Here is a 19,963-nt window from a genome sequence, read left to right as displayed (position 1 = left end):
TATTCATGAAAACTTTGTTTCACAAATTAGGAAGAACCGGGGCTTTGGTGATTTTTGTCCTGCTGATTTTTGTATTGTTTACTGTGCGCCTGTTTGATTGGCAAATTTTGCAGGGCGATTATTATCGTGAACTGGCGTCGCAACAGAATACAGACTTTACAAAACTGTCTGCCGTTAGAGGAGAGATTAAAGATAAAGACGGCAATGTGCTGGCGGGTAATAAAATTACGTATAGTGTCAATCTTGTTTATCAAAAAATGGACTTGACCAATGGCTTTGATCCAAATCCGGTTTTGCTGAAAATTGTAGACTTGTTGGAAAGCCGAAATGAAGAATGGAAAGATGAGTTACCCATTAAGATAGACAACGAAGGCAACTATATTTTTGATGAAGAAAGACCAAAAGAAATTGAATATATGAAGAGTTCGGCTATGCTGAATGTGCAAAGTTATGCGACGCCAGATAACTGTATGGAAGCACTGATTGAACGCTACAACAGCGGTGGATATTCGCAGAAGAGAACAAGAGCATTGGCCTCACTGCGCTACTCCATGACAAAAAATGGTTTTGGCATGTCAGCGCCTTTTACCATTGCAGGCGATGTTTCACAGGAAACGGTTGGCATTATCAATGAAATGCTGAGTGAGTTGCCGGGCATTCAAACTGACGTAGCGGTGACACGATATTATGGAGAAGATGGAACACTTATCCCGCACAGTATCGGGCGTGTGGGCGCAATTTCTGAAAATCAATATAACAGAGAAAAAGAAGCCGGAAATGTCTACGACGCAACGAAGGGCAATGTTGAAGGCTACACACTGGATGACCGATACGGGCAAAGCGGACTTGAAAATGCGTTTGAGTCAGATTTGAGAGGCGTGAACGGTAAGCAGGTTGTTAACTTGGGGAGTGACGGTACGGTGGCCTCCACCGTGATTACACAATCGCCGAAAGCCGGTAATACGGTCTATACGACAATTGATTCTAAATTGCAGGCTGTTGCCAACCAATCTTTGGCGGAACAGGTGAGTTCCATTACAGAAGCAGAAGGAACAGTCACAGGTTCTGTGGTGGTTCTGGATGTTAAGGATTTTGGTATCTTGGCAGCGTCCAACTATCCTTCCTATGATATGAATCGCTATAATACAGACAGTGCCTATATTGAGGAGCTTTCTGAGGATGAAGTCTATAAACCCTTATTTAACAGAGCATTATATGGCACCTACACCCCTGGCTCTATTTTTAAACCGGCTGTAGCTGCTGCTGCTTTACAAGAGAGCGATATTAATTTAGGAACTATTTTTCTTTGTGAGGGAGAATTTAAGCATTTTAGTTATGCTGGCTATATTCCAACTTGTATGTCCGTGCATGGCTACGAAAGTGTTTACACCGCCTTGCGTGATTCTTGCAATATTTATTTCTTTGAAACAGGCTTGTTGCTTGGGATTGATAAAATGCAGGCCTATGCAGAAGCGTTTGGCTTGGGGACAACGACAGGGGTCGAGCTTGGAGAGTCTGAGGGAATTATGACCAATCCCACAGAATATCAGCAAAATCACCCAGGAGAAAGTTTTACCGAAGCAATTACTATTCAGGCAGCGATTGGTCAGGCAGATAACTCATTTACACCGATGCAGCTGGCAGCTTATACAGCGACCATTGCTAATAATGGTGTTCGCCTAAAGACGCACTATTTAGATAAAGTCACCGATTATACGGGGACAAACGTTGTTTATAAGCATGAGCCAGAGGTAGCTGCTGATACAGGCGTTTCAGAAACTACCATGCAGGCCGTTAAAGAAGGTATGCGCATGGTGGCGCAAAGCGGAACAGCCAGCACCGTGTTTGGCGATTATGGCATTAGCATGGGAGCCAAAACGGGTACCGCTGAAACAGGTAATGCGGATAACTTGACTTTTATTGCGTTTGCACCGTATGATGACCCTGAAATTGCTGTTTCTGTAGTCATTGAACATGGCCAAAAAGGCCATAATGCACAAAATGTGGCTAAGGCTATTTTTGATTCTTACTTTGGTTTAGAAACCACAGAGGACAACGAAAATTCATCAACCAGTGAAGAACCGGAAAATACGCCGAATGAAAGTGCTGCAGAAGGTACAGCATCGACAGCACCAAACGAAACAAACAGCGTAAAGCCCGGTGCGTTTTATGAGTTTAAGAAAGAAGCAACATTTTCTATAAAGCCGCAAGAGAATACATCAAGTGCACCGCCCGACGATGAGGAAACAACGGCTGAACCAGAAGAATAAAAACCGGAAATGGAATATATTTCTTAAAAACGGCTCACAATCTTTTAGCAAGACAAGCTTTGGTAAAGCTTTGAAAATTAAATTTTGACATCCTAGAATTCTTATGATAATATTATGGTTGAGGTAATGTACATGGGGATTTCAACAGTAGTGACATCAGGAAAAGGCGGCGTTGGAAAATCTGTTTTTTCTGTTGGACTAGGACGTGCACTGGCTGCACGGGGCCGCCGCGTTTTGCTCATTGACGGCGATGCGGGCTTGCGCAGTTTGGACAAGATGACGGGAATAGAAGAGAATTTGGTGTTTGATATAGCGGACGTTATGCATGGACGCTGTGCACCAATTGATGCAGTATATCCCTGTGCCATGGCGGAGGGATTGTTTCTTTTACCTGCTCCGGCATCTGTTGAGCTATCAGTGACTGCCAATATGATGAAACAATTGGTGCCTCTCTTAAAAAAATATTATGACCATGTAATCCTAGATTCTCCTGCAGGGCTTGGAACAGGTTTTCGTGCCAGTTCTTCTGAAGCCGACAGAGCCGTTGTTGTGTGCAACCCTGACCCGATTTGTGTGCGGGGAACAGGCGCTGTACGGAATGCACTGGAGAAGATGTCAGTCGATGAAAAATGGCTGGTCATCAATCGTTTTCAAAGAGAATTTTTTGAAACAGCAGCGGTATACGAAGATTTAGATGCTGTAATAGATAGTACAGGGATTCGTCTTTTGGGAGTAATTCCAGAGGATTTTGGATTGGCTGGTGCTTTTCAGAACGGAAAACCGGCAAAAGCAAACAGTTTTGGTATGATGGCAATCAGCAGAATAGCAGCACGCCTAGAAGGCGATATGGTGCCGGTTTCGCTGTGAGAGTCTGTTAAAGGCATGAAAAAAGTATGGAAGTAGGAGGAATTATAGATGAACATCGCGATTTCAGCGCATGACGCAAAAAAAGAATTGATGGTGCAATTTTGTATTGCGTACTGCGGCATTTTAAGCCGACATTCACTTTGCAGTACAGGTACAACAGGTAAAATGGTTTCAGAGGCAACCGGGTTGACAATTCAACGATTCTTGAGCGGCTCACAGGGCGGTGACCAGCAGATTTCAGCAAGAATTTCATGTAACGAAATCGATTTGCTGCTTTTCTTCCGTGATCCATTGACACCCAAACCACATGAACCTAATGATATGAATTTGCTTCGCTTATGTGATATGCACAGCATTCCTGTTGCGACAAACATTGCCACAGCAGAAGTCTTGATTCATGGCCTTGAGAGAGGCGATTTGGATTGGCGTGATATCCTGAGAGATTGATTAAATGAATGCATAATTGCCGTGAATAAGAAGAGTAGTCCTAACATATTCACATACAGAGAGAGGGGCAGCTTTTGCTGAAAGTCCCTTAGTGAAATGAGGATGAAGACACTTAGGAGCAATCGTTGCCCTGGCGGACAGGGTCTTTTGAGGAAAATTTATTAAATTTTCGAAAAAGGGTGGCACCACGAAGTAAACCTTCGTCCCTTAGCCGGGACGGAGGTTTTTTATCTATTTTTCCTTTTTAGATGAAAACTTACAAAAAAGGAAAAACAAATCCTGTAAAACAGGCCTATTTATGCAGTAAAGAAAGGATGTATTAAAATGGAATTGATTACAAAAGCCCCCAAGGGAACATTTGATATTCTGCCTGATAAATCAAATCAGTGGCAGATTATAGAAATGGTGATGCGTTCAGAAGCAGAGATGAACGGATTTGCCGAAGTGAGAACACCTGTCTTTGAGCATACAGAACTGTTTTTACGTGGAGTGGGAGATACAACCGATGTGGTTGAAAAGCAAATGTATACCTTTGAGGATAAAGGTGGACGTTCGATTACGCTTCGCCCAGAGGGAACAGCGGGTGCTGTTCGTGCTATGCTTGAAAGCGGTTTGTATAACGGGGGGTTCCCGGTAAAGCTTTATTACAATACCACCTGTTATCGCTATGAAAAACCGCAAGCCGGGCGTTTGAGAGAATTTCACCAGTTTGGTGTGGAAATGTTTGGTGCTGCTGAGGCCGCTGCTGACGCGCAGGTCATTGCAATGGCTGTGTCTACCATCGAACGTTTAGGACTACAAAACATCGGGCTTAAACTGAATTCGATTGGCTGCCCAACTTGCCGCGCTGAATATCACAAAGCACTTAAAGAATATTTCCTGGGTTATAAAGAAGAGCTTTGCGAAACCTGCGTTTCTCGCTTGGATAGAAATCCGATGAGGATTTTGGATTGCAAAAGTCCCGTTTGTGCAGAAATCGCCAAAGGAGCACCCAAGATTCTGGATTATATTTGTGATGACTGCCGTGAGCACTTTGAGCAGGTGCAGGCCTGTCTGAAAGCGGTCGATATAGACTATGAAATTGACACATCATTGGTACGTGGATTGGATTATTACACACGCACTGTGTTTGAGTTTGTTTCAAATGATATTGGGGCCCAAGGTGCCGTTGGCGGTGGGGGACGTTATGATGGCTTAGTAGAGCAGCTGGGAGGAAATCCAACAGCAGGTATCGGCTATGCTATGGGACTAGACCGTATTATGCTTGTCATGCAAGCACAAGGTCTTGAACTGCCAGAGCCGGAGAAATGCGAAGTTTATATTGCTTCTATGAATAAAGAAGCGAATGTAAGAGCATTTGCGCTGACAAATGATTTGCACCGCTGTGGTGTGTTTGCAGATTGTGATTTGTGCGGCAGAGGTTTAAAAGCACAAATGAAATATGCCAACAAAATAGGTGCTAAGTTTACTATTGTATTGGGCGAAGAAGAACTGGCGCAGAATCAGGCCAAAATGAAAAACATGAAAACAGGTGAAACCACAAGCGTTTCATTGGGCGATAATTTTGTAGACGAATATATTACCGTGGTCACAACAGCGGAAGATTTGTCTTTATAAATTGATTCCGATATAAGGGCATCCCGCTATAGAATAGCTCCATTTTAATCGTCAGGTATGGTGGTTTGGAGACAGCGAAAAGCTGAGTTTGATAAAAGAGAGGATAGAAAAGCAATGGAAACGATTCATGGACTGAAAAGAACTAAATATTGCGGAGAATTTCGCATGGGTGATGTTGGTCAAAAAGCAGTTGTATTTGGCTGGGCGCAGCGTCAGCGTGACCTTGGACAGCTCATTTTTATTGATTTGCGTGACCGTACCGGTTTGGTGCAGCTAGCTTTTGATGATTCTACTGATAAGGCGGTCTTTGATAAAGCGTTTGCTGTGCGTTCAGAGTTTGTGTTGGCAGCAGTGGGAACAGTTCGCGAGCGATCCTCTAAAAATAAAGATATTCCAACAGGGGAGATTGAAATTTTTGTAGAAGAGTTGCGCATTCTCAATCAATCCGAAACACCTCCTTTTGAAATCATTGATGAAACAACAGCCAAAGAAGATTTACGCTTAAAATATCGCTATCTCGATTTGCGCCGTCCTATGCTGCAAAGAAATCTACTAATGCGCCACAAAATTGCCAAAGTGACGAGAGATTATTTTGATGACAATGGGTTTATCGAAATCGAAACCCCTATGCTGATTAAATCAACTCCCGAAGGGGCAAAAGACTTTATTGTACCAAGCCGTCTGCATAAAGGCAGTTTTTATGCATTGCCACAATCGCCTCAGCTTTATAAACAGCTTTCTATGGTGGCTGGTTTTGACCGCTACTTCCAAATTGCCAGATGTTTCCGTGATGAAGACTTGAGAGCAAACCGTCAGCCTGAATTCACACAAATTGACGTGGAAATGTCTTTTGTAGAAATGGATGATGTACTCGGTATGGTTGAGGGCTATATCAGCCACATGATGAAAGAAGTTATGGGCGTGGAAATTCCCATGCCGCTGCCGAGAATCACTTATAAAGAGTCGATGGAGCGTTTTGGTTCAGATAAGCCTGATACTCGATATGGCATGGAGATTTGCGACATCAGTGATGTTGTGAAGTCTTGTGGATTCAGCGTATTTACAGGAGCTATTGAGGGCGGCGGAAGTGTGCGCGCAATTGTAGCTAAAAATGCAGCAACCAAACTCACCCGCAAAGAAATTGACAAACTTACGGCTACAGCAAAGGGAATCGGTGCAAAAGGTCTTGCCTGGGTTCGTATGACAGAAGAAGCCACCACCAGTTCATTTGCCAAGTTTATGGCGGAAGAAGAAATGCAAGCTATTTATCAAAAAACAGGGGCAGAAACAGGCGACGTTATTTTAATCATTGCCGACACCAAAACAAGCCATGTCTTGCCACAGCTTGGTATGCTACGTGTAGAAGTGGCCAAAAAGCTGGATATTGTTCCTGCCGGAAAGCATAATTTCTTGTGGGTCGTTGAAATGCCGTTCTTTGAATTTGATGAAGACGCCAACGAGTGGGTTGCGATGCACCATCCATTTACATCTCCTTTGGATGAATGCTTGCCGTATTTGGAAAGCGATAAGGGCGAAGTTCGTGCACAAGCCTATGATTTAGTGCTGAACGGTGAGGAAATGTGCAGCGGCTCGATTCGTGTAACTGATTCTGAACTGCAAGGACGTATTTTCAGCCTTTTAGGTTTAACACAGGAAAAAGCACAAGAAAAGTTTGGCTATCTTTTGGATGCGTTTAAATATGGTGCACCCCCTCATGGCGGTGTTGGCATTGGTATGGACAGATTAATTATGGTTTTGCTGGAAGCAGAGAGTCTTCGTGATGTTTTGGCTTATCCAAAGGTACAAAGTATGGTTGAATTGATGACAAATGCACCGGGTGATGTAGATCAAGAACAGTTAGAAGAATTGGGAATTACCATAGCTACGCAAGAAAAATAAAGAAAAACGTCGAAAGCGATAGTTTTTTCTGCAACAACATTTAGAATCATATCTAAAATATATAGCTAAATTTATACTATATATAGTGTTTGGTGGTTGACATCATCCAGTGGGGGTGTTATAATCTAAAACACAGAAGAAATGAATCAGCGCCGTATAAGGAATAGATTAAATTCTCCGCAGAAATTTAATCTATTCTTATTTGTCTCCAAGACTGAAAATAAGCGAAAATTTGCGCTAAATTCTTTAAAAACATAGAAAAAAGAGAAGCATGCGGTACAGTAAACACATAGAAAAAAAGGTTAATTTGCCGTGAAGAAAGGGTTGCCATTATGCTGGGAGAAATTATAAAAAGAAGCGGAGAGAAAGCGGCATTTGATGCCTCGAAAATTCGTGCAGCTATTTTTAAAGCCAATGTTCGTAATGCAACAGAAAAGTTTAGTGATAAAGAGCTTGACGATTTAACCCGTGCGGTTTTAGCCGAAGCAGAAAAACAAACAGATTTGCCTACAGTAGAGCATATACAAGATATTGTGGAAGAAAAGTTGATTGCAGCAGGATATGCTAAAACAGCCAAAGCTTATATTCTATATAGAGCCGAGCATCAAAAAATCCGCGAAATGGATGATGAGCTTGTCAAGATTTATTCGGCGCTTACGTTTGTCAATGCAGAAGATGTAGACTTAAAGCGTGAAAATGCCAATATCAATGCTGACACGGCTATGGGAACCATGTTGAAGTATGGTTCTGAAGGGGCCAAAAGCTTCTATGATAAATATGTAATTCCACATCATATTGCCGAAGCCCATGCCCGCGGTGATATTCATATTCATGATAAAGATTTTTACACATTGACTGAAACTTGCTGCCAAATTGATTTAATTAAGCTTTTCAAAGGTGGATTTTCTACCGGTCACGGTTATTTGAGAGAACCGAATGACATTCGAAGCTATGCTGCGCTAGCTTGTATTGCTATTCAAGCCAATCAGAACGAAATGCACGGCGGACAAAGTGTGCCCAATTTTGATTACTCAATGGCAAAAGGAATTGATAAGACCTATCGCAAAGAGTATTTTAAGGCATTGACAGAATACATACAGGTTATGAAAGGGATTTCATTTGAAGAGAGCAAGAAGATTACAGATGAAGTCGCTGAAAAACTGAGTAAGAATGTAAATCTGGACACAGTAGATGAATACAGTGAAAAAGTGGTTTCTGTTTTGACCAATGCAGACACTTTTACCCAAGAAGAGGCATCTAAAGCTGTTTCTTATGTAAAAGAAGCCGCTTGGCGTGGAACAGATAAGGCAACCTATCAAGCAATGGAAGCTTTGATTCACAACCTGAATACCATGAACTCGAGAGCAGGCGCGCAGGTGCCGTTTAGTTCGCTGAACTATGGTACAGACACTAGCGAACAAGGAAGAATGGTCATCCGCAATTTGCTTTTGGCTACAGAAGATGGACTAGGAGATGGCGAGACACCTATCTTCCCAGTACAGATTTTTAAAGTCAAAGAGGGCATTAATTACAATGAGACTGACCCAAACTACGACTTGTTTAAGCTGTCTATGCGAGTGTCGGCTAAGCGATTGTTCCCGAATTTTAGCTTTATTGATGCCCCATTCAATATTCAATACTATAAACCGGGCGATTACAATTCAGAAGTATCGTATATGGGATGCCGAACCCGTGTTATGCAAAACGCCTATGACCCTGACCGTTCAGTTACTTGCGGACGAGGAAATTTGAGCTTTACTTCGATTAACTTACCAAGAGTGGGAATACAAGCCGGCGGTGATATCGCCAAATTCTACGAGATTTTAGATCAGAGAATTGATCTGGTGATTGAACAATTATTGCATCGCTTTAAAATTCAATCCAGCAAAAAAGCTTATAACTATCCTTTCTTGATGGGACAAGGGGTTTGGATAGATTCCGAAAAATTGCAGAGAGAAGATTCTGTGGCTGAAGTGCTGAAACATGGAACGCTAAGTATTGGTTTTATTGGTCTTGCAGAAACCCTGAAAGCGCTCACAGGTAAGCATCATGGTGAGAGCGAAGAGAGCTATAAGCTTGGCTACGAAATCATTTCATATATGAGAAAACGCATGGATGATATGTGTGAAAAAACACATTTAAACTGGACCTTAATTGCGACACCTGCCGAGGGTCTTAGTGGTCGTTTTGTCCGTATGGATAAAAAGCTATTTGGTGAGATTGAAGGCGTAACAAGCCGTGAATATTATACAAACTCTTTCCATATCCCGGTTTATTATCCCATCAGCGGTTATGAAAAAATCAGAAAAGAAGCACCTTTCCACGCGTTGACCAATGCAGGACATATCAGCTATGTGGAACTTGACGGTGATACTTGTAAGAACATTGATGCATTTGAAAGCGTAATTCGCACGATGAAAGAAGCAGGAATCGGCTATGGCTCTGTCAATCACCCAGTAGACCGTGACCCGGTTTGCGGATACAACGGCATTATTGATGAAGTATGCCCTCGTTGCGGACGAAAAGCAGGAGAAGGTGTCCCACTTTCAAAATTACAGGAACTAAAAACTCGTTATCATGACGTACCGGATTATTCGAGCTTGATAGAATAAAATAAGTAGAGACAAAACACAGTAGTATAGGAGGATTTATCATGGATAAAAAAGAAGTCATTATTGGCGAAGGCAGAGATTTTGAAAGAATCAGAAGAATTACCGGCTATTTAGTAGGAACAACAGATCGTTGGAATAATGCCAAACGTGCAGAAGAAAGAGATCGTGTAAAGCATAATCTTTCCTCTTCCTGTTGCGGCTGAATTATAGGGGGAACCCGGATAAGAAAGAGATTTATCTTTTTTATACCGGGATTTTTCTTACTTTAACTAGTTTTTATTTCTTAATGTTCACTGTTGCAAGATTTAAAGGAAAGAATATAAGGATATGTTAAAAAATTTTAATATAGAATTTAGGTCTTTCAATTTAAAGAGAAAAGTGCTAAAATAGAAACATAATAAGTAAAGCCATAAAGGTGGTGAGCAGATGGAAATTCGGTTGGCAGGTATAGTGAAAGAATCCATTACAGATGGTCCGGGAATTCGTTATACCGTATTTGTGCAAGGGTGTCCGCATGGGTGCCCGGGCTGTCATAATCCGCAAACGCATGATTTTAGCGGCGGTACATTTCGTTCAGTAGAAAGTATATTTGAAGAATTTAAACAGAATCCTATGCTCAAGGGGATAACGCTTAGCGGCGGGGAACCCTTTACCCAACCTAAGGAACTGACTCATTTGGCAAAGCTTGTTCATTCAATAGGCAAAGATGTTGTGACTTATAGCGGTTGGACCTATGAAGAGCTTTCATCCATGAAAAGTGAAGCTATACAGGATTTATTGAATGAAACTGATATGCTGGTAGACGGCAAATTTGTAGAAGCACAGAAAAATCTGGAACTCCGCTTTAGAGGTAGCGAAAACCAGCGTCTTATTGACATGAATCGGACGAAAGCTGATGGAAAGATTGTTTTAGTGGAGTGAAGTTTAAGAGAATGATGTAAAAGAAGAGTAAAATCTTTTTGAACGGAATTTTAAAATTTGCAGCATTAATTTTTGAATCTTGCAAATTGGACAGCCATGTGATAATATGTTACTAGGAGAACGATTACCAATTGCTTGCCAGAAATGGCGGAAGGAGTAAAAGGAATGACCAATAATAAGACTGTTTTAAGCTGGATTGATGAAATGAAGGAATTGCTTCAACCTGACCAAATCGTTTGGATTGATGGTTCTGAGGAGCAACTCGAAGCTTTGCGCAAAGAAGCTTGTGAAAGCGGTGAACTCATTAAATTGAATGAGGAGAAATTGCCGGGTTGTTATCTACACAGAACGGCTGTCAATGACGTTGCTCGTGTGGAAGACAGAACGTTTATCTGCTCTAAAGATGAAAAAGATGCTGGTCCTACCAACCACTGGAAAGATCCTCAGGAAGCCTATAAAATGCTGTTTGATATCGCAAGAGGCAGCATGAAGGGCAGAACCATGTATGTAATCCCTTATTCTATGGGACCTGTTGGTTCACCTCTTGCCAAAATTGGTTTAGAAGTAACTGACTCTATCTATGTTGTACTCAACATGGCCATCATGGCTCGTATCGGCAAAGCTGTTTTGGATGTTTTGGGCGACAGCACAGACTGGGTTAAAGGTCTGCACAGCCGCTGCGATATCGATGCAGAAAAACGTTACATTTGCCATTTCCCAGAAGACAACTATATCATCAGCGTAAACTCTGGTTACGGCGGCAATGTTTTGCTGGGCAAAAAATGCTTTGCACTGCGTATTGCTTCTTATCAGGGCAAAAATGAAAGCTGGATGGCTGAGCATATGTTGATTCTTGGTATCGAGAATCCGCAGGGCGAAGTTAAATACGTCAGCGCCGCATTCCCATCAGCTTGTGGTAAAACCAACCTTGCTATGCTGATTCCGCCAGAAGGCTATACAAAAGCCGGCTACAAAGTTTGGACAGTCGGTGATGATATTGCTTGGATGCGTATCGGAAAAGACGGCAGACTATATGCCATTAACCCAGAAGCCGGTTTCTTCGGTGTTGCACCGGGTACAAATGAGAAATCAAACCCAAATGCTTTGGCTTCTACCAAAAAAGGCACTATTTTCACCAATGTTGTACAAAACTTGGATGATAACACAGTATGGTGGGAAGGCTTGGATAAAAATCCGCCGACCAATGCAATCAACTGGAAAGGTGAACCTTGGAACGGAAAAGAATCCGATGAAAAAGGTGCTCATCCAAACAGCCGCTTTACTGCTCCGGCAATCAATTGTCCTTGCATCAGCAGCGAGTTTGAAAATCCAGAAGGCGTGCCGATTTCTGCTATTATCTTTGGCGGACGCCGTGCACAAACCACTCCGCTGGTTTATCAGTCAAAAGATTGGAACAACGGTGTGTTTGTAGGTTCAATCATGGCTTCTGAAACAACCGCTGCCGCTGCTGGCGCTGTTGGTGTCGTTCGTCGTGATCCTATGGCTATGCTTCCTTTCTGTGGCTATCATATGGGCGATTATTTCGCACATTGGCTCGAAATGGGTGAAAAACTCGGTGATAAAGCACCGAAAATTTTCAACACCAACTGGTTCCGTCTTGATGACGAAGGCCACTTCATTTGGCCTGGATTCGGTGATAACTTCCGTGTATTGGATTGGATTATCAACCGTGTTGAAGGCAAAGTAGAAGCAAATGAAACTGCTATTGGCTTTGTGCCGAAAGCAGAAGATCTCAACCTAGAAGGTCTAAAAGACTTTGGCGTTGATGAGCTTCAACCAATTTTGGAAGTCAGTAATGAGCAGTGGGCAAAAGAAGCAGAAGGTATTGAAGAATTCTACAAGAAATTTGGAGACAGATTACCGGAAGAGCTTCATAACCAGCTTGAAACACTGAGAAACAATGTGAAATAATTCTATTGTTAGATGAATAGAATCAATAAGACGGTGTGGACTTCTTGTCCGCACCGTTTTTGTGTTATTTAAACAAAATTATTAGTCCAATGTAAAAAAATAGAGGTTATTTATTGTAATCACAATAAAACTGTTGTAATATAAGAATTAATAATCATTGCGTGGAGGGAAAATTATGCCGTGGACACAAAATTTATCGGTTGGTGTAAATGAAATTGATGAGCAGCACAAAACTTGGTTTGAAAAAGCTGAAAAACTATTTGAAGCCGGAAAAAATCATCAAGCCAAGGAATATATAGGAGAGCTGTTAGAGTTTCTGGATAGCTATACAAAAAAACATTTTGCAGATGAAGAGAAATATATGCTGAGTATTCAGTATCCTGGATATGAAGAGCAAAAAAAGGCTCATATACTTTTTATCGCTCAGCTCGCAAAACTAAAAAGCGATTTTAATTCTTCTGGCGGAAATTTGATGGTGATTCTAAATGCCAATAAAATGGTAGTGGATTGGTTAACACAGCACATATCCAATATGGACAAGAAAATAGGACAGTTTGTAAAAACAAAATAAAATAAGAAAAGATAACCTGATTGGTATCAGATTTCTAGCCTATCAAAAATCTTATGAGCACGAAAAACGTTCGATGTTGTAAGATTTAAGAGAGAACCCAAAGTTTTATAAGCATTGCAACTGCAAATGTCGGCTCTTTTTTGAATGACTGGAATACACGATGACAATCAGGTGATTTTTTTAGCGAATAAACTTAAATTAGGCAAAATTAGACAGAGTTTGTGTTTTAAGATTATGCAAAAGTAAAATTGAATAGTGCAAAAGACCATAAAAATTTAGAAAATATCTTATATTTTGCACAAAAGTGGTGTGAGGGCATTGCTTTTTATTTGGTTTAACACTATAATAATAAAAAATGCTCAAATAGGTGGCAAAGAAAACCTGTTGTATTGAGATAGCAAAGGAAAGAGGGAGACAAAATGGCAAAAATTATTGGAAAACCAGCGCATGCCAACATGCCGTGGCAAGACAAACCAGAGGGGTATCTTAAGCCAGTTTGGCGCTATGATGCAAATCCAGTCATTAAAAGAGATGCAATTCCAACATCAAACAGTATTTTCAACTCTGCTGTTGTAGAATTTGGCGATGCTTATGCAGGTGTGTTCCGTTGTGATAACCTAGCTGTGCAGATGGATATATTTGCTGGATTCAGTGAAGATGGTATTCATTGGAATATCAATCATGACCCAATCGTATTTGAGGGTGATGAAGAGGTAACACGTAAAGAATATCGTTATGATCCTCGCGTTTGCTTTATTGATGACCGTTATTACATCACTTGGTGTAATGGTTACCATGGTCCAACCATTGGTGTAGGTTATACTTTTGATTTTAAGACTTTCTATCAGCTTGAAAATGCCTTTTTGCCATACAACCGTAATGGCGTTTTGTTCCCAAGAAAAATTAACGGCAAATTTGCGATGATGAGCCGTCCTAGTGACACAGGTCACACCCCATTTGGCGATGTTTTCTATAGCGAAAGCCCAGACTTAACACATTGGGGCAAACACCGCTATATGTTTGGCACAGCAGCAGGCTGGCAGGCTAAAAAAGTTGGTCCTGGACCCACACCGATTGAAACAGATGAAGGCTGGCTGATGATTTATCACGGCGTGTTGAATTCTTGCAATGGCTTTGTTTATCGCTTTGGCGCCGCTCTTCTCGATATAGAGAAACCTTGGATTGTAAAAGAGCGTGGCAATTTCTATATCTTTGGACCGGAAGAATCTTATGAGTTGACAGGTGATGTGCCTAACGTTACATTCCCTTGCGCTTGCTTAACAGATGCTCCCACAGGTAGAATTTCCATTTATTATGGTGCAGCTGATACCGTTACAGGTCTTGCCTTCACAACAGTAGATGAGATTTTGAGCTATATCCGTAAATATCCCATGAAAGTCGATTAATTTGCGTATAAGCATAACAACTTAAAAAATAAAAAGGAAATCACCCTACTTCATTTGAAGCAGGGTGATTTCCTTTTCATTCTAACATAAAGAATAGGATGATTTACGAGAGTCGAATCACTTGACCAACGTAAATCAAGTTGGGATTGGATATGCCGTTTATTTCGGCCAGTTTTTGATAGGTTGTGTTATATTTTGAAGCAATACCGGAGAGGGTGTCACCCGATTGTACGGTGTAGTTATTTGGTGCAGCAGAAGCAGTTCCTGAAATTTTGATGACTTGACCCGGATAAATTAAATTGGGATTAGCGAGACCATTTATCTCGGCAAGTTTTTGGTAAGTCGTACCGTATTTAGCAGCAATACCTCCTAGGGTATCGCCGGACTGTACAACATAATTTTCAGAAGCTGAGGGAGTAGTAGGCACAGCAGGAGAAGTCGAAGCAGTGAGCTTAATGACTTGACCTGTGTAGATAAGGTTGGGATTGGATATACCGTTTATTTCAGCCAGTTTTTGGTAGGTTGTGCCATGTTTTTCAGCAATGCCACCTAGTGTATCTCCTGATTGGACAACATAGGTGTCTGTTGCAGAGGGCGCTGGCTCTTTGATAGGAGGTGAAGTTGGTTTGCCGGGCGTTTCAGGAGTACCCGATAGAAAGTCTTTATAGGCATAGTTGCCGTCAAATCCTTTTCCTCCAATTTGATAAGAATCAGTGAATTGCCAAATATCAAACGTTTTTTCATAGGTGTTGGCGTTGCTCCACTGAGCCACCCATCTGCCATATTGATTAAGACGGCTGTCATTCAATTTTACATTAAACCAATATAAATTGGCATAAATGCCAGCATAATAGCCCGCTTCTTTAATAATGTCGCAATAGGTGACGGCCATATCAATCAAAACTTCGCCAGACGGCAAAATTTTATCTTCTAAGTCGTACCAAACACCATATTGTGGGTTGGTATTTTTAAGCAGTCGTAAAGTGTGAGCGGCTTCACTTTTAGCCATTTCAACATTTCTAGCATAAGAATATAGATAGACGCCATAAGGCATATTGTGAATTTTACATTTCTCTAGATTGGCAAAATATTGGGCATCATCTTGGTGAGCCATATCATTACCATAGCCGCAGCGCAAAATTACAAATTTTACACCGGCCGCTTTTAAAGCGTGAAAGTCCACATCGCCGTTTGCATAGGAAATGTCAACTCCAAAAGTTTGTGACATTAAGTTGCCTCCTTGTCTTTCAAGTTATGCATAAGTTTGTCCGCTTCAATGGCAGGAGCCGTAATGCTGTTGTTTTTCCACCAAGCTATGATAGAAGTTACGATGGTGGCAGCCGTACTAACAAGAGCGGTAATTGTTTCATCTCCCAAAGAAAGGGGACTTTTGTCAAACATAACAAGAATTTGATTAATCAATGCGAGCAATAAGCACGCAGTGCGCGCAATGGTGCCGGCAGAAATTTTGTTGTCTTTCATACACATCTCTCCTTATTTTATAGTATGCTCAAGGCCGTCAATTCTGTGATTAATGACTTTCACCTTTTCTTCTAAAATGGCGGTTCGTTCAATTAGTTGATTGTGTTTGTCAACTTTTTTCTCAAGCTGTTCTATGCGGTGGCGAGTCAGTTTTTGGCTGGCAAATACACCAAAGGCTGAACCAATAATGGTTCCGGCGCAGGATAGAATAGCGACAATAACATTGCTGTCTATGGGGGTCACCTCCTCACACAAATCATTCGCCAGCGGTTTATTTCGTCAGAAGTTTCGGCGAATGCTCAGCGTGGTGCTGATGAACCTCAATGCCAAGCAACCAATCGGCAGAAACGCCGAGTGTAAGTGCTAACCAGCTTAAGGCAGCAGCACCGGGTTCATTGCGGCCAAGTTCATAATTACGCAGCATCTTAAGAGAAATTCCCGATTTTTCAGATAATATTTTTTGTGTCATATTTTGGTTCATTCGTTTACTTCTGATTTTTTCTCCTAATGGAGTCATGGTGACCACCTCAATTTGCATATTTAAGAACCTTAAAAGGAACTTTATAAAGTCAATTTTAGTACCATAAAAGGAACTTGTCAAGTAAAAAGGAAGAAAAGTTCCTTTTAAAGAACAAATTGCTTGACGATAACAGAACAAAGGTTTATAATGCGCGTAGGGGGCGATTCATATGATGATAGAAAAACTAAATGACATCCGTAAGGCTAGAGGAATGACAATCAGTGAATTGTCAGAAAAATCAGGAGTTCCGCTAAGCACTATAAAGAAAATAAGTGCCGGTATTACAAAAAACCCAAATATGGCGACGATTAGTGCGCTAATAAAGGTCATGGACTGTACATTAGGGGATTTGGACCCCCGAAGTTCTGAAGAACAAGACTGGGAAAAAGCCGGTTTAGTGCCCTATCATCCTCAAAACAGAATGCCACTGCTGGGCAAAGTTTCTTGTGGAATGCCCATGTATGCCGCAGAAGACATTGAAGGCTATATTGCCAGTGATTTTGAAGAAGATGGAGAATATTTTGGTTTGCGTGCCCGTGGTGACAGCATGAATGCGCTCGGAATCAATGAAGGAGATATCATTGTTGTACACAAACAACCAGTTGTCGAAAATGGTGAAGTTGCTGTCGTCTTAGTGAACGGGGATGAAGCTACTGTTAAACGGTTTAATCGCCAAGGAGATACCGTGATTTTATCGCCTCAATCCGATAATCCTGAACACCACCCACAAATTTACAATTTAAAAGAAATATCCATTAGTGTGGTCGGGAAAGTGATTGAGCTGCGAAAAAGATTTTAAAAATGACAATATTGGGGTAAGAATTTAAACAAAAGCTTTACGAAAAGCCTTTGTAAACCATGATATGGAGTAGAAGGTCTTTGTGTGCAGACATGCTTTAAAGCTTCGAAGCTTTGTAGAGATATAAAATTAAGGAGACTTCGCTGTTTTATGCCAACAGCGGAGTATTTATTTTGTTATCATAAATTCGTTTTAATTTTGTAAGAATCACTGCATAAAAAATTTACAGGCTGTTCAATAAGTTTTTCTTGCAATCAGGTAAAATAATAAACAAGAAAGGGAAAGAACATGTTTGGGTATATACGTCCTTTAAAATCAGAATTGTTGGTGCGAGAATATGAAGAATATAAGGCGGTTTACTGTCAGCTTTGCCGTGTGTTAGGCGACAGCTTAGGTGTTGGCACCAGATTTACACTGAGTTATGATGCGACGTTATATGCATTGGTAGCTATTGCTGTGAACGGTAGTGCTGTCCCTGCCAAAGAAAAGCACTGCACGGTGAATCCAGCAAAAAAATGCAAATTTATTGCTTCATCCGGGACAGAATATGAAAAAGCAGCCGCTCTTTCCATTATGATGACTTATTACAAATTTTATGATAATATAGAGGATGATAGCTTTTCCAAGTCAGTGGTGTCCAGAATGGGGTTGCCTTATTTAAGTCAAAAATATAAAAAGGCAAAAGCGCAGTACCCCGACATGGCAGAAATTGTCTCCTCCGCAATGAAAGATCAAGCAGAGATAGAGGCAACTGAAAATCCATCGTTAGATGCTTGTTGTGAACCTACGGCTAATATGCTTGCTCTGCTCATGGAAGAACTAGGACACGGTGATAAAATGCTTGCTGTGCCGCTTAAGCAATTTGGGTATTTTCTTGGGCGTTGGGTTTATTTAATGGATGCCTCAGATGATTTGGCAGATGATTTAAAATCCGGAAGCTTTAATCCCTTGGTTCAGAAATTGTCACTGCAGAGCTATGTCGGCAAAAAGCAATCAGAAGCTTTTTCAGGTGAGGTTCGCCAGAAAGCCGAAACTTTTTGCAATGAAGCACTTAACGCCAATTTAGCAAACCTATTGCCAGCTATTAATCTCATTTCGTTTCAACAGTTTGCACCAATTATTGAAAACATCGTGCAAAAGGGCTTGCCGCAAGTACAGAAAGAGATTCTTTTTCTGCATGTTAAAGACAGGAAACGCAAAAAAGAGCCTCATTAAATTAAACACGTAGTTTATTGCCATTAAAATAAATTTATTTTAGAGAACGCGCCATGGAAAAAGAGAAAGGGAAGGACCTAATATGACAGATCCGTATAAAGTTTTGGGGGTTGCACCCAATGCAACAGATGAACAAGTAAAAGAGGCCTATCGAACCCTTGCAAAAAAATATCACCCCGACCAGTATGCAGACAGTCCGCTAAAAGAACTGGCAGATGAGAAGATGAAAGAAATCAACGAAGCTTATGACACTGTCGTTAACCAAAGGAAGCAAGGTACTAGTCAGCAGGCACAAAGTAAAAGCTATACCGGTGGTTATAACTATGTCAATACAGATGGTAATTCAGGTTTTAGAGATGTTCGCCAGTTGATTATGGCGGGCAGATTTGCCGATGCAGAGCAAATTCTGAATGGGGTACCGGTACAAAGCAGAAATGCAGAATGGTACTTTCTAAAAGGCTCTGTTCTTTATCGCAGGGGTTGGTTGGAAGAGGCTCGTGAGCATTTTGCTGAGGCGTGCCGCAGAGATCCGGGCAATGCCGAATACACGGCTGCCATGAACCAAGCATCTAACCAAAGAAGTGGCGCTTACGGCGGATATTCTCCAAACATGAATCAAAATGTGAACGGCTGTAATTCATGCGATGTTTGTACAGGCTTAATGGCGGCCGATTGCTGCTGCGAATGCATGGGCGGAGATTTAATTTCTTGCTGTTAAAAGTAAAAATTTAATTTTGTGTTATATTTTTTCAGCTTGCAGACAAGAAAAACAGAGAAATTGCGAAAAAGTGACTTAAGAGAGGAATGAGGGACAGAGCAGATATGATGCGTAAAACCTATGCACAAAAAATGGCTTTTACGGGCATAATAGCAGCACTTTGCGTGGTGGTTCTTTTTTTAACGGGGATTGTTCCCATCGCTACCATTGCCTTGCCTGCCTTAGCCGGCTGCCTTTTGATTGCGGTTGTAGTAGAAGCAGGTGTGAAATGGGCTTTCGGAGCTTATGCGGGTTGTTCACTACTTTCTCTTTTGTTGGTGCCCGATCGAGAAGCCGCCTTGTTTTTTATCGTGTTTTTTGGCTATTATCCTGCCCTATATGCTATTTTGGGTAGAATTAAGAATGTAGTCATACGGTGGATAACAAAATTAGCGGTATTCAACGCGGCGATGTTCCTAGAAGTTTTTGTCTCTGTAAAATTTTTAAATATCCCGATTGAAGAGATTCCTTTCTTTGGACAAAATACGGTTATTGTTCTTTTCCTATTATTGAATGCGGTTTTTATTATTTATGATAAGGCGTTTGATGGATTAATTTTTAGATATATTAAAGTGGTTCAACCCAAAATTAAAAAGATGTTTCGCTTTTAGTGTAAAAGAGTGCAGTGTAGACTGTACTCTTTTTTTG

General features: G+C 41.2%; 17 protein-coding genes, 1 pseudogene and 1 other annotated feature. Of the genes and pseudogenes, 14 read left to right on the top strand and 4 right to left on the bottom strand.

Annotation, left to right across the window (positions count from 1 at the left end; all coding sequences use genetic code 11):
• Positions 1-5 precede the first annotated feature (5 nt).
• The 10 genes and pseudogenes from CS931_RS11420 (at position 6) to CS931_RS11375 (ending at position 14,542) form a co-directional block, all read left to right on the top strand.
• Positions 6-2,270, top strand: a complete 2,265-nt coding sequence (locus CS931_RS11420) for a penicillin-binding transpeptidase domain-containing protein (protein WP_099206023.1) — start codon at positions 6-8, stop codon at positions 2,268-2,270.
• 132 nt (positions 2,271-2,402) lie between these two features.
• Positions 2,403-3,137: a nucleotide-binding protein gene (locus CS931_RS11415; RefSeq protein ID WP_099206022.1), complete on the top strand. Its 735-nt coding sequence runs from the start codon at positions 2,403-2,405 to the stop codon at positions 3,135-3,137.
• 48 nt (positions 3,138-3,185) lie between these two features.
• Positions 3,186-3,584 (top strand): methylglyoxal synthase, encoded by a 399-nt coding sequence (gene mgsA, locus CS931_RS11410; RefSeq protein WP_099206021.1) that lies wholly within the window; start codon positions 3,186-3,188, stop codon positions 3,582-3,584.
• A gap of 12 nt (positions 3,585-3,596) precedes the next feature.
• Positions 3,597-3,795, top strand: a binding site (T-box leader).
• Positions 3,796-3,908: 113 nt separating this feature from the next.
• Positions 3,909-5,201 (top strand): histidine--tRNA ligase, encoded by a 1,293-nt coding sequence (hisS, locus tag CS931_RS11405; protein WP_099206020.1) that lies wholly within the window; start codon positions 3,909-3,911, stop codon positions 5,199-5,201.
• A gap of 114 nt (positions 5,202-5,315) precedes the next feature.
• The gene (aspS, locus tag CS931_RS11400; RefSeq protein ID WP_099206019.1) at positions 5,316-7,100 is read left to right on the top strand and encodes an aspartate--tRNA ligase; all 1,785 of its coding nucleotides are present in this window, start codon (positions 5,316-5,318) and stop codon (positions 7,098-7,100) included.
• A 332-nt stretch (positions 7,101-7,432) separates the two neighbouring features.
• A pseudogene (locus CS931_RS11395) lies at positions 7,433-9,915 on the top strand (anaerobic ribonucleoside triphosphate reductase).
• Between the two features lie 223 nt (positions 9,916-10,138).
• A complete protein-coding gene (gene nrdG, locus CS931_RS11390) occupies positions 10,139-10,633 on the top strand; it encodes an anaerobic ribonucleoside-triphosphate reductase activating protein (RefSeq protein WP_099206017.1) in 495 nt (164 codons plus the stop codon).
• 165 nt (positions 10,634-10,798) lie between these two features.
• A complete protein-coding gene (locus tag CS931_RS11385; RefSeq protein WP_099206016.1) occupies positions 10,799-12,565 on the top strand; it encodes a phosphoenolpyruvate carboxykinase (GTP) in 1,767 nt (588 codons plus the stop codon).
• A gap of 175 nt (positions 12,566-12,740) precedes the next feature.
• Positions 12,741-13,136, top strand: coding sequence for a bacteriohemerythrin (locus CS931_RS11380; RefSeq protein ID WP_099206014.1), 396 nt, complete (start codon positions 12,741-12,743; stop codon positions 13,134-13,136).
• 419 nt (positions 13,137-13,555) lie between these two features.
• Complete coding sequence (locus tag CS931_RS11375; protein WP_099206012.1) at positions 13,556-14,542, top strand: glycoside hydrolase family 130 protein; 987 nt, start codon at positions 13,556-13,558, stop codon at positions 14,540-14,542.
• 103 nt (positions 14,543-14,645) lie between these two features.
• On the opposite strand, the gene CS931_RS12835 is transcribed toward CS931_RS11375, so the two are convergent.
• From CS931_RS12835 to CS931_RS11355, 4 genes are read right to left on the bottom strand one after another with little or no spacing between them, the layout of a single operon-like run.
• A complete protein-coding gene (locus CS931_RS12835; RefSeq protein WP_099206010.1) occupies positions 14,646-15,770 on the bottom strand; it encodes a LysM peptidoglycan-binding domain-containing protein in 1,125 nt (374 codons plus the stop codon).
• Positions 15,770-16,024 (bottom strand): phage holin, encoded by a 255-nt coding sequence (locus CS931_RS11365; RefSeq protein WP_099206008.1) that lies wholly within the window; start codon positions 16,022-16,024, stop codon positions 15,770-15,772. Before CS931_RS11365 ends, CS931_RS12835 begins: the two co-directional genes overlap by 1 nt.
• Before the next feature lie 12 nt (positions 16,025-16,036).
• On the bottom strand, positions 16,037-16,267 hold the full coding sequence (locus CS931_RS11360; RefSeq protein WP_306341545.1) for a hypothetical protein: 231 nt from the start codon (positions 16,265-16,267) through the stop codon (positions 16,037-16,039).
• Between the two features lie 28 nt (positions 16,268-16,295).
• Entirely contained in the window at positions 16,296-16,541 is a 246-nt protein-coding gene (locus CS931_RS11355) for a helix-turn-helix domain-containing protein (protein ID WP_159459822.1), read from the bottom strand.
• Between the two features lie 172 nt (positions 16,542-16,713).
• On the opposite strand from CS931_RS11355, the gene CS931_RS11350 reads away from it, so the two are divergent.
• The 4 genes from CS931_RS11350 to CS931_RS11335 all read left to right on the top strand — a co-directional run bounded on the left by CS931_RS11350 (position 16,714) and on the right by CS931_RS11335 (position 19,926).
• Complete coding sequence (locus tag CS931_RS11350; RefSeq protein ID WP_099206006.1) at positions 16,714-17,343, top strand: LexA family protein; 630 nt, start codon at positions 16,714-16,716, stop codon at positions 17,341-17,343.
• 288 nt (positions 17,344-17,631) lie between these two features.
• Entirely contained in the window at positions 17,632-18,558 is a 927-nt protein-coding gene (locus tag CS931_RS11345) for a DUF5685 family protein (protein ID WP_099206005.1), read from the top strand.
• An 82-nt stretch (positions 18,559-18,640) separates the two neighbouring features.
• Complete coding sequence (locus CS931_RS11340; protein WP_099206004.1) at positions 18,641-19,276, top strand: J domain-containing protein; 636 nt, start codon at positions 18,641-18,643, stop codon at positions 19,274-19,276.
• A gap of 86 nt (positions 19,277-19,362) precedes the next feature.
• Positions 19,363-19,926 carry a hypothetical protein gene (locus CS931_RS11335; protein WP_099206003.1) on the top strand — a complete coding sequence of 188 codons (564 nt, stop codon included), beginning with the start codon at positions 19,363-19,365 and terminating at the stop codon, positions 19,924-19,926.
• Positions 19,927-19,963 lie beyond the last annotated feature (37 nt).

The organism is Scatolibacter rhodanostii (genome assembly GCF_900197595.1).
Taxonomy (GTDB): domain Bacteria; phylum Bacillota; class Clostridia; order Oscillospirales; family Acutalibacteraceae; genus Scatolibacter; species Scatolibacter rhodanostii.
This window is presented reverse-complemented; position numbering and strand designations above follow the sequence as displayed.

What these genes read in the sequence shown, in the direction of transcription:
- CS931_RS11420 (WP_099206023.1), top strand. Translation starts at nt 6, where the DNA reads ATGAAAACTTTGTTTCACAAATTAGGAAGAACCGGGGCTTTGGTGATT.
- CS931_RS11350 (WP_099206006.1), top strand. Translation starts at nt 16,714, where the DNA reads ATGATGATAGAAAAACTAAATGACATCCGTAAGGCTAGAGGAATGACA.
- CS931_RS11385 (WP_099206016.1), top strand. Translation starts at nt 10,799, where the DNA reads ATGACCAATAATAAGACTGTTTTAAGCTGGATTGATGAAATGAAGGAA.
- CS931_RS11365 (WP_099206008.1), bottom strand. Translation starts at nt 16,024, where the DNA reads ATGAAAGACAACAAAATTTCTGCCGGCACCATTGCGCGCACTGCGTGC.
- CS931_RS11335 (WP_099206003.1), top strand. Translation starts at nt 19,363, where the DNA reads ATGAGGGACAGAGCAGATATGATGCGTAAAACCTATGCACAAAAAATG.
- CS931_RS11375 (WP_099206012.1), top strand. Translation starts at nt 13,556, where the DNA reads ATGGCAAAAATTATTGGAAAACCAGCGCATGCCAACATGCCGTGGCAA.
- CS931_RS11345 (WP_099206005.1), top strand. Translation starts at nt 17,632, where the DNA reads ATGTTTGGGTATATACGTCCTTTAAAATCAGAATTGTTGGTGCGAGAA.
- CS931_RS12835 (WP_099206010.1), bottom strand. Translation starts at nt 15,770, where the DNA reads ATGTCACAAACTTTTGGAGTTGACATTTCCTATGCAAACGGCGATGTG.
- CS931_RS11355 (WP_159459822.1), bottom strand. Translation starts at nt 16,541, where the DNA reads ATGACTCCATTAGGAGAAAAAATCAGAAGTAAACGAATGAACCAAAAT.
- mgsA (WP_099206021.1), top strand. Translation starts at nt 3,186, where the DNA reads ATGAACATCGCGATTTCAGCGCATGACGCAAAAAAAGAATTGATGGTG.
- CS931_RS11340 (WP_099206004.1), top strand. Translation starts at nt 18,641, where the DNA reads ATGACAGATCCGTATAAAGTTTTGGGGGTTGCACCCAATGCAACAGAT.
- nrdG (WP_099206017.1), top strand. Translation starts at nt 10,139, where the DNA reads ATGGAAATTCGGTTGGCAGGTATAGTGAAAGAATCCATTACAGATGGT.
- aspS (WP_099206019.1), top strand. Translation starts at nt 5,316, where the DNA reads ATGGAAACGATTCATGGACTGAAAAGAACTAAATATTGCGGAGAATTT.
- hisS (WP_099206020.1), top strand. Translation starts at nt 3,909, where the DNA reads ATGGAATTGATTACAAAAGCCCCCAAGGGAACATTTGATATTCTGCCT.
- CS931_RS11415 (WP_099206022.1), top strand. Translation starts at nt 2,403, where the DNA reads ATGGGGATTTCAACAGTAGTGACATCAGGAAAAGGCGGCGTTGGAAAA.
- CS931_RS11380 (WP_099206014.1), top strand. Translation starts at nt 12,741, where the DNA reads ATGCCGTGGACACAAAATTTATCGGTTGGTGTAAATGAAATTGATGAG.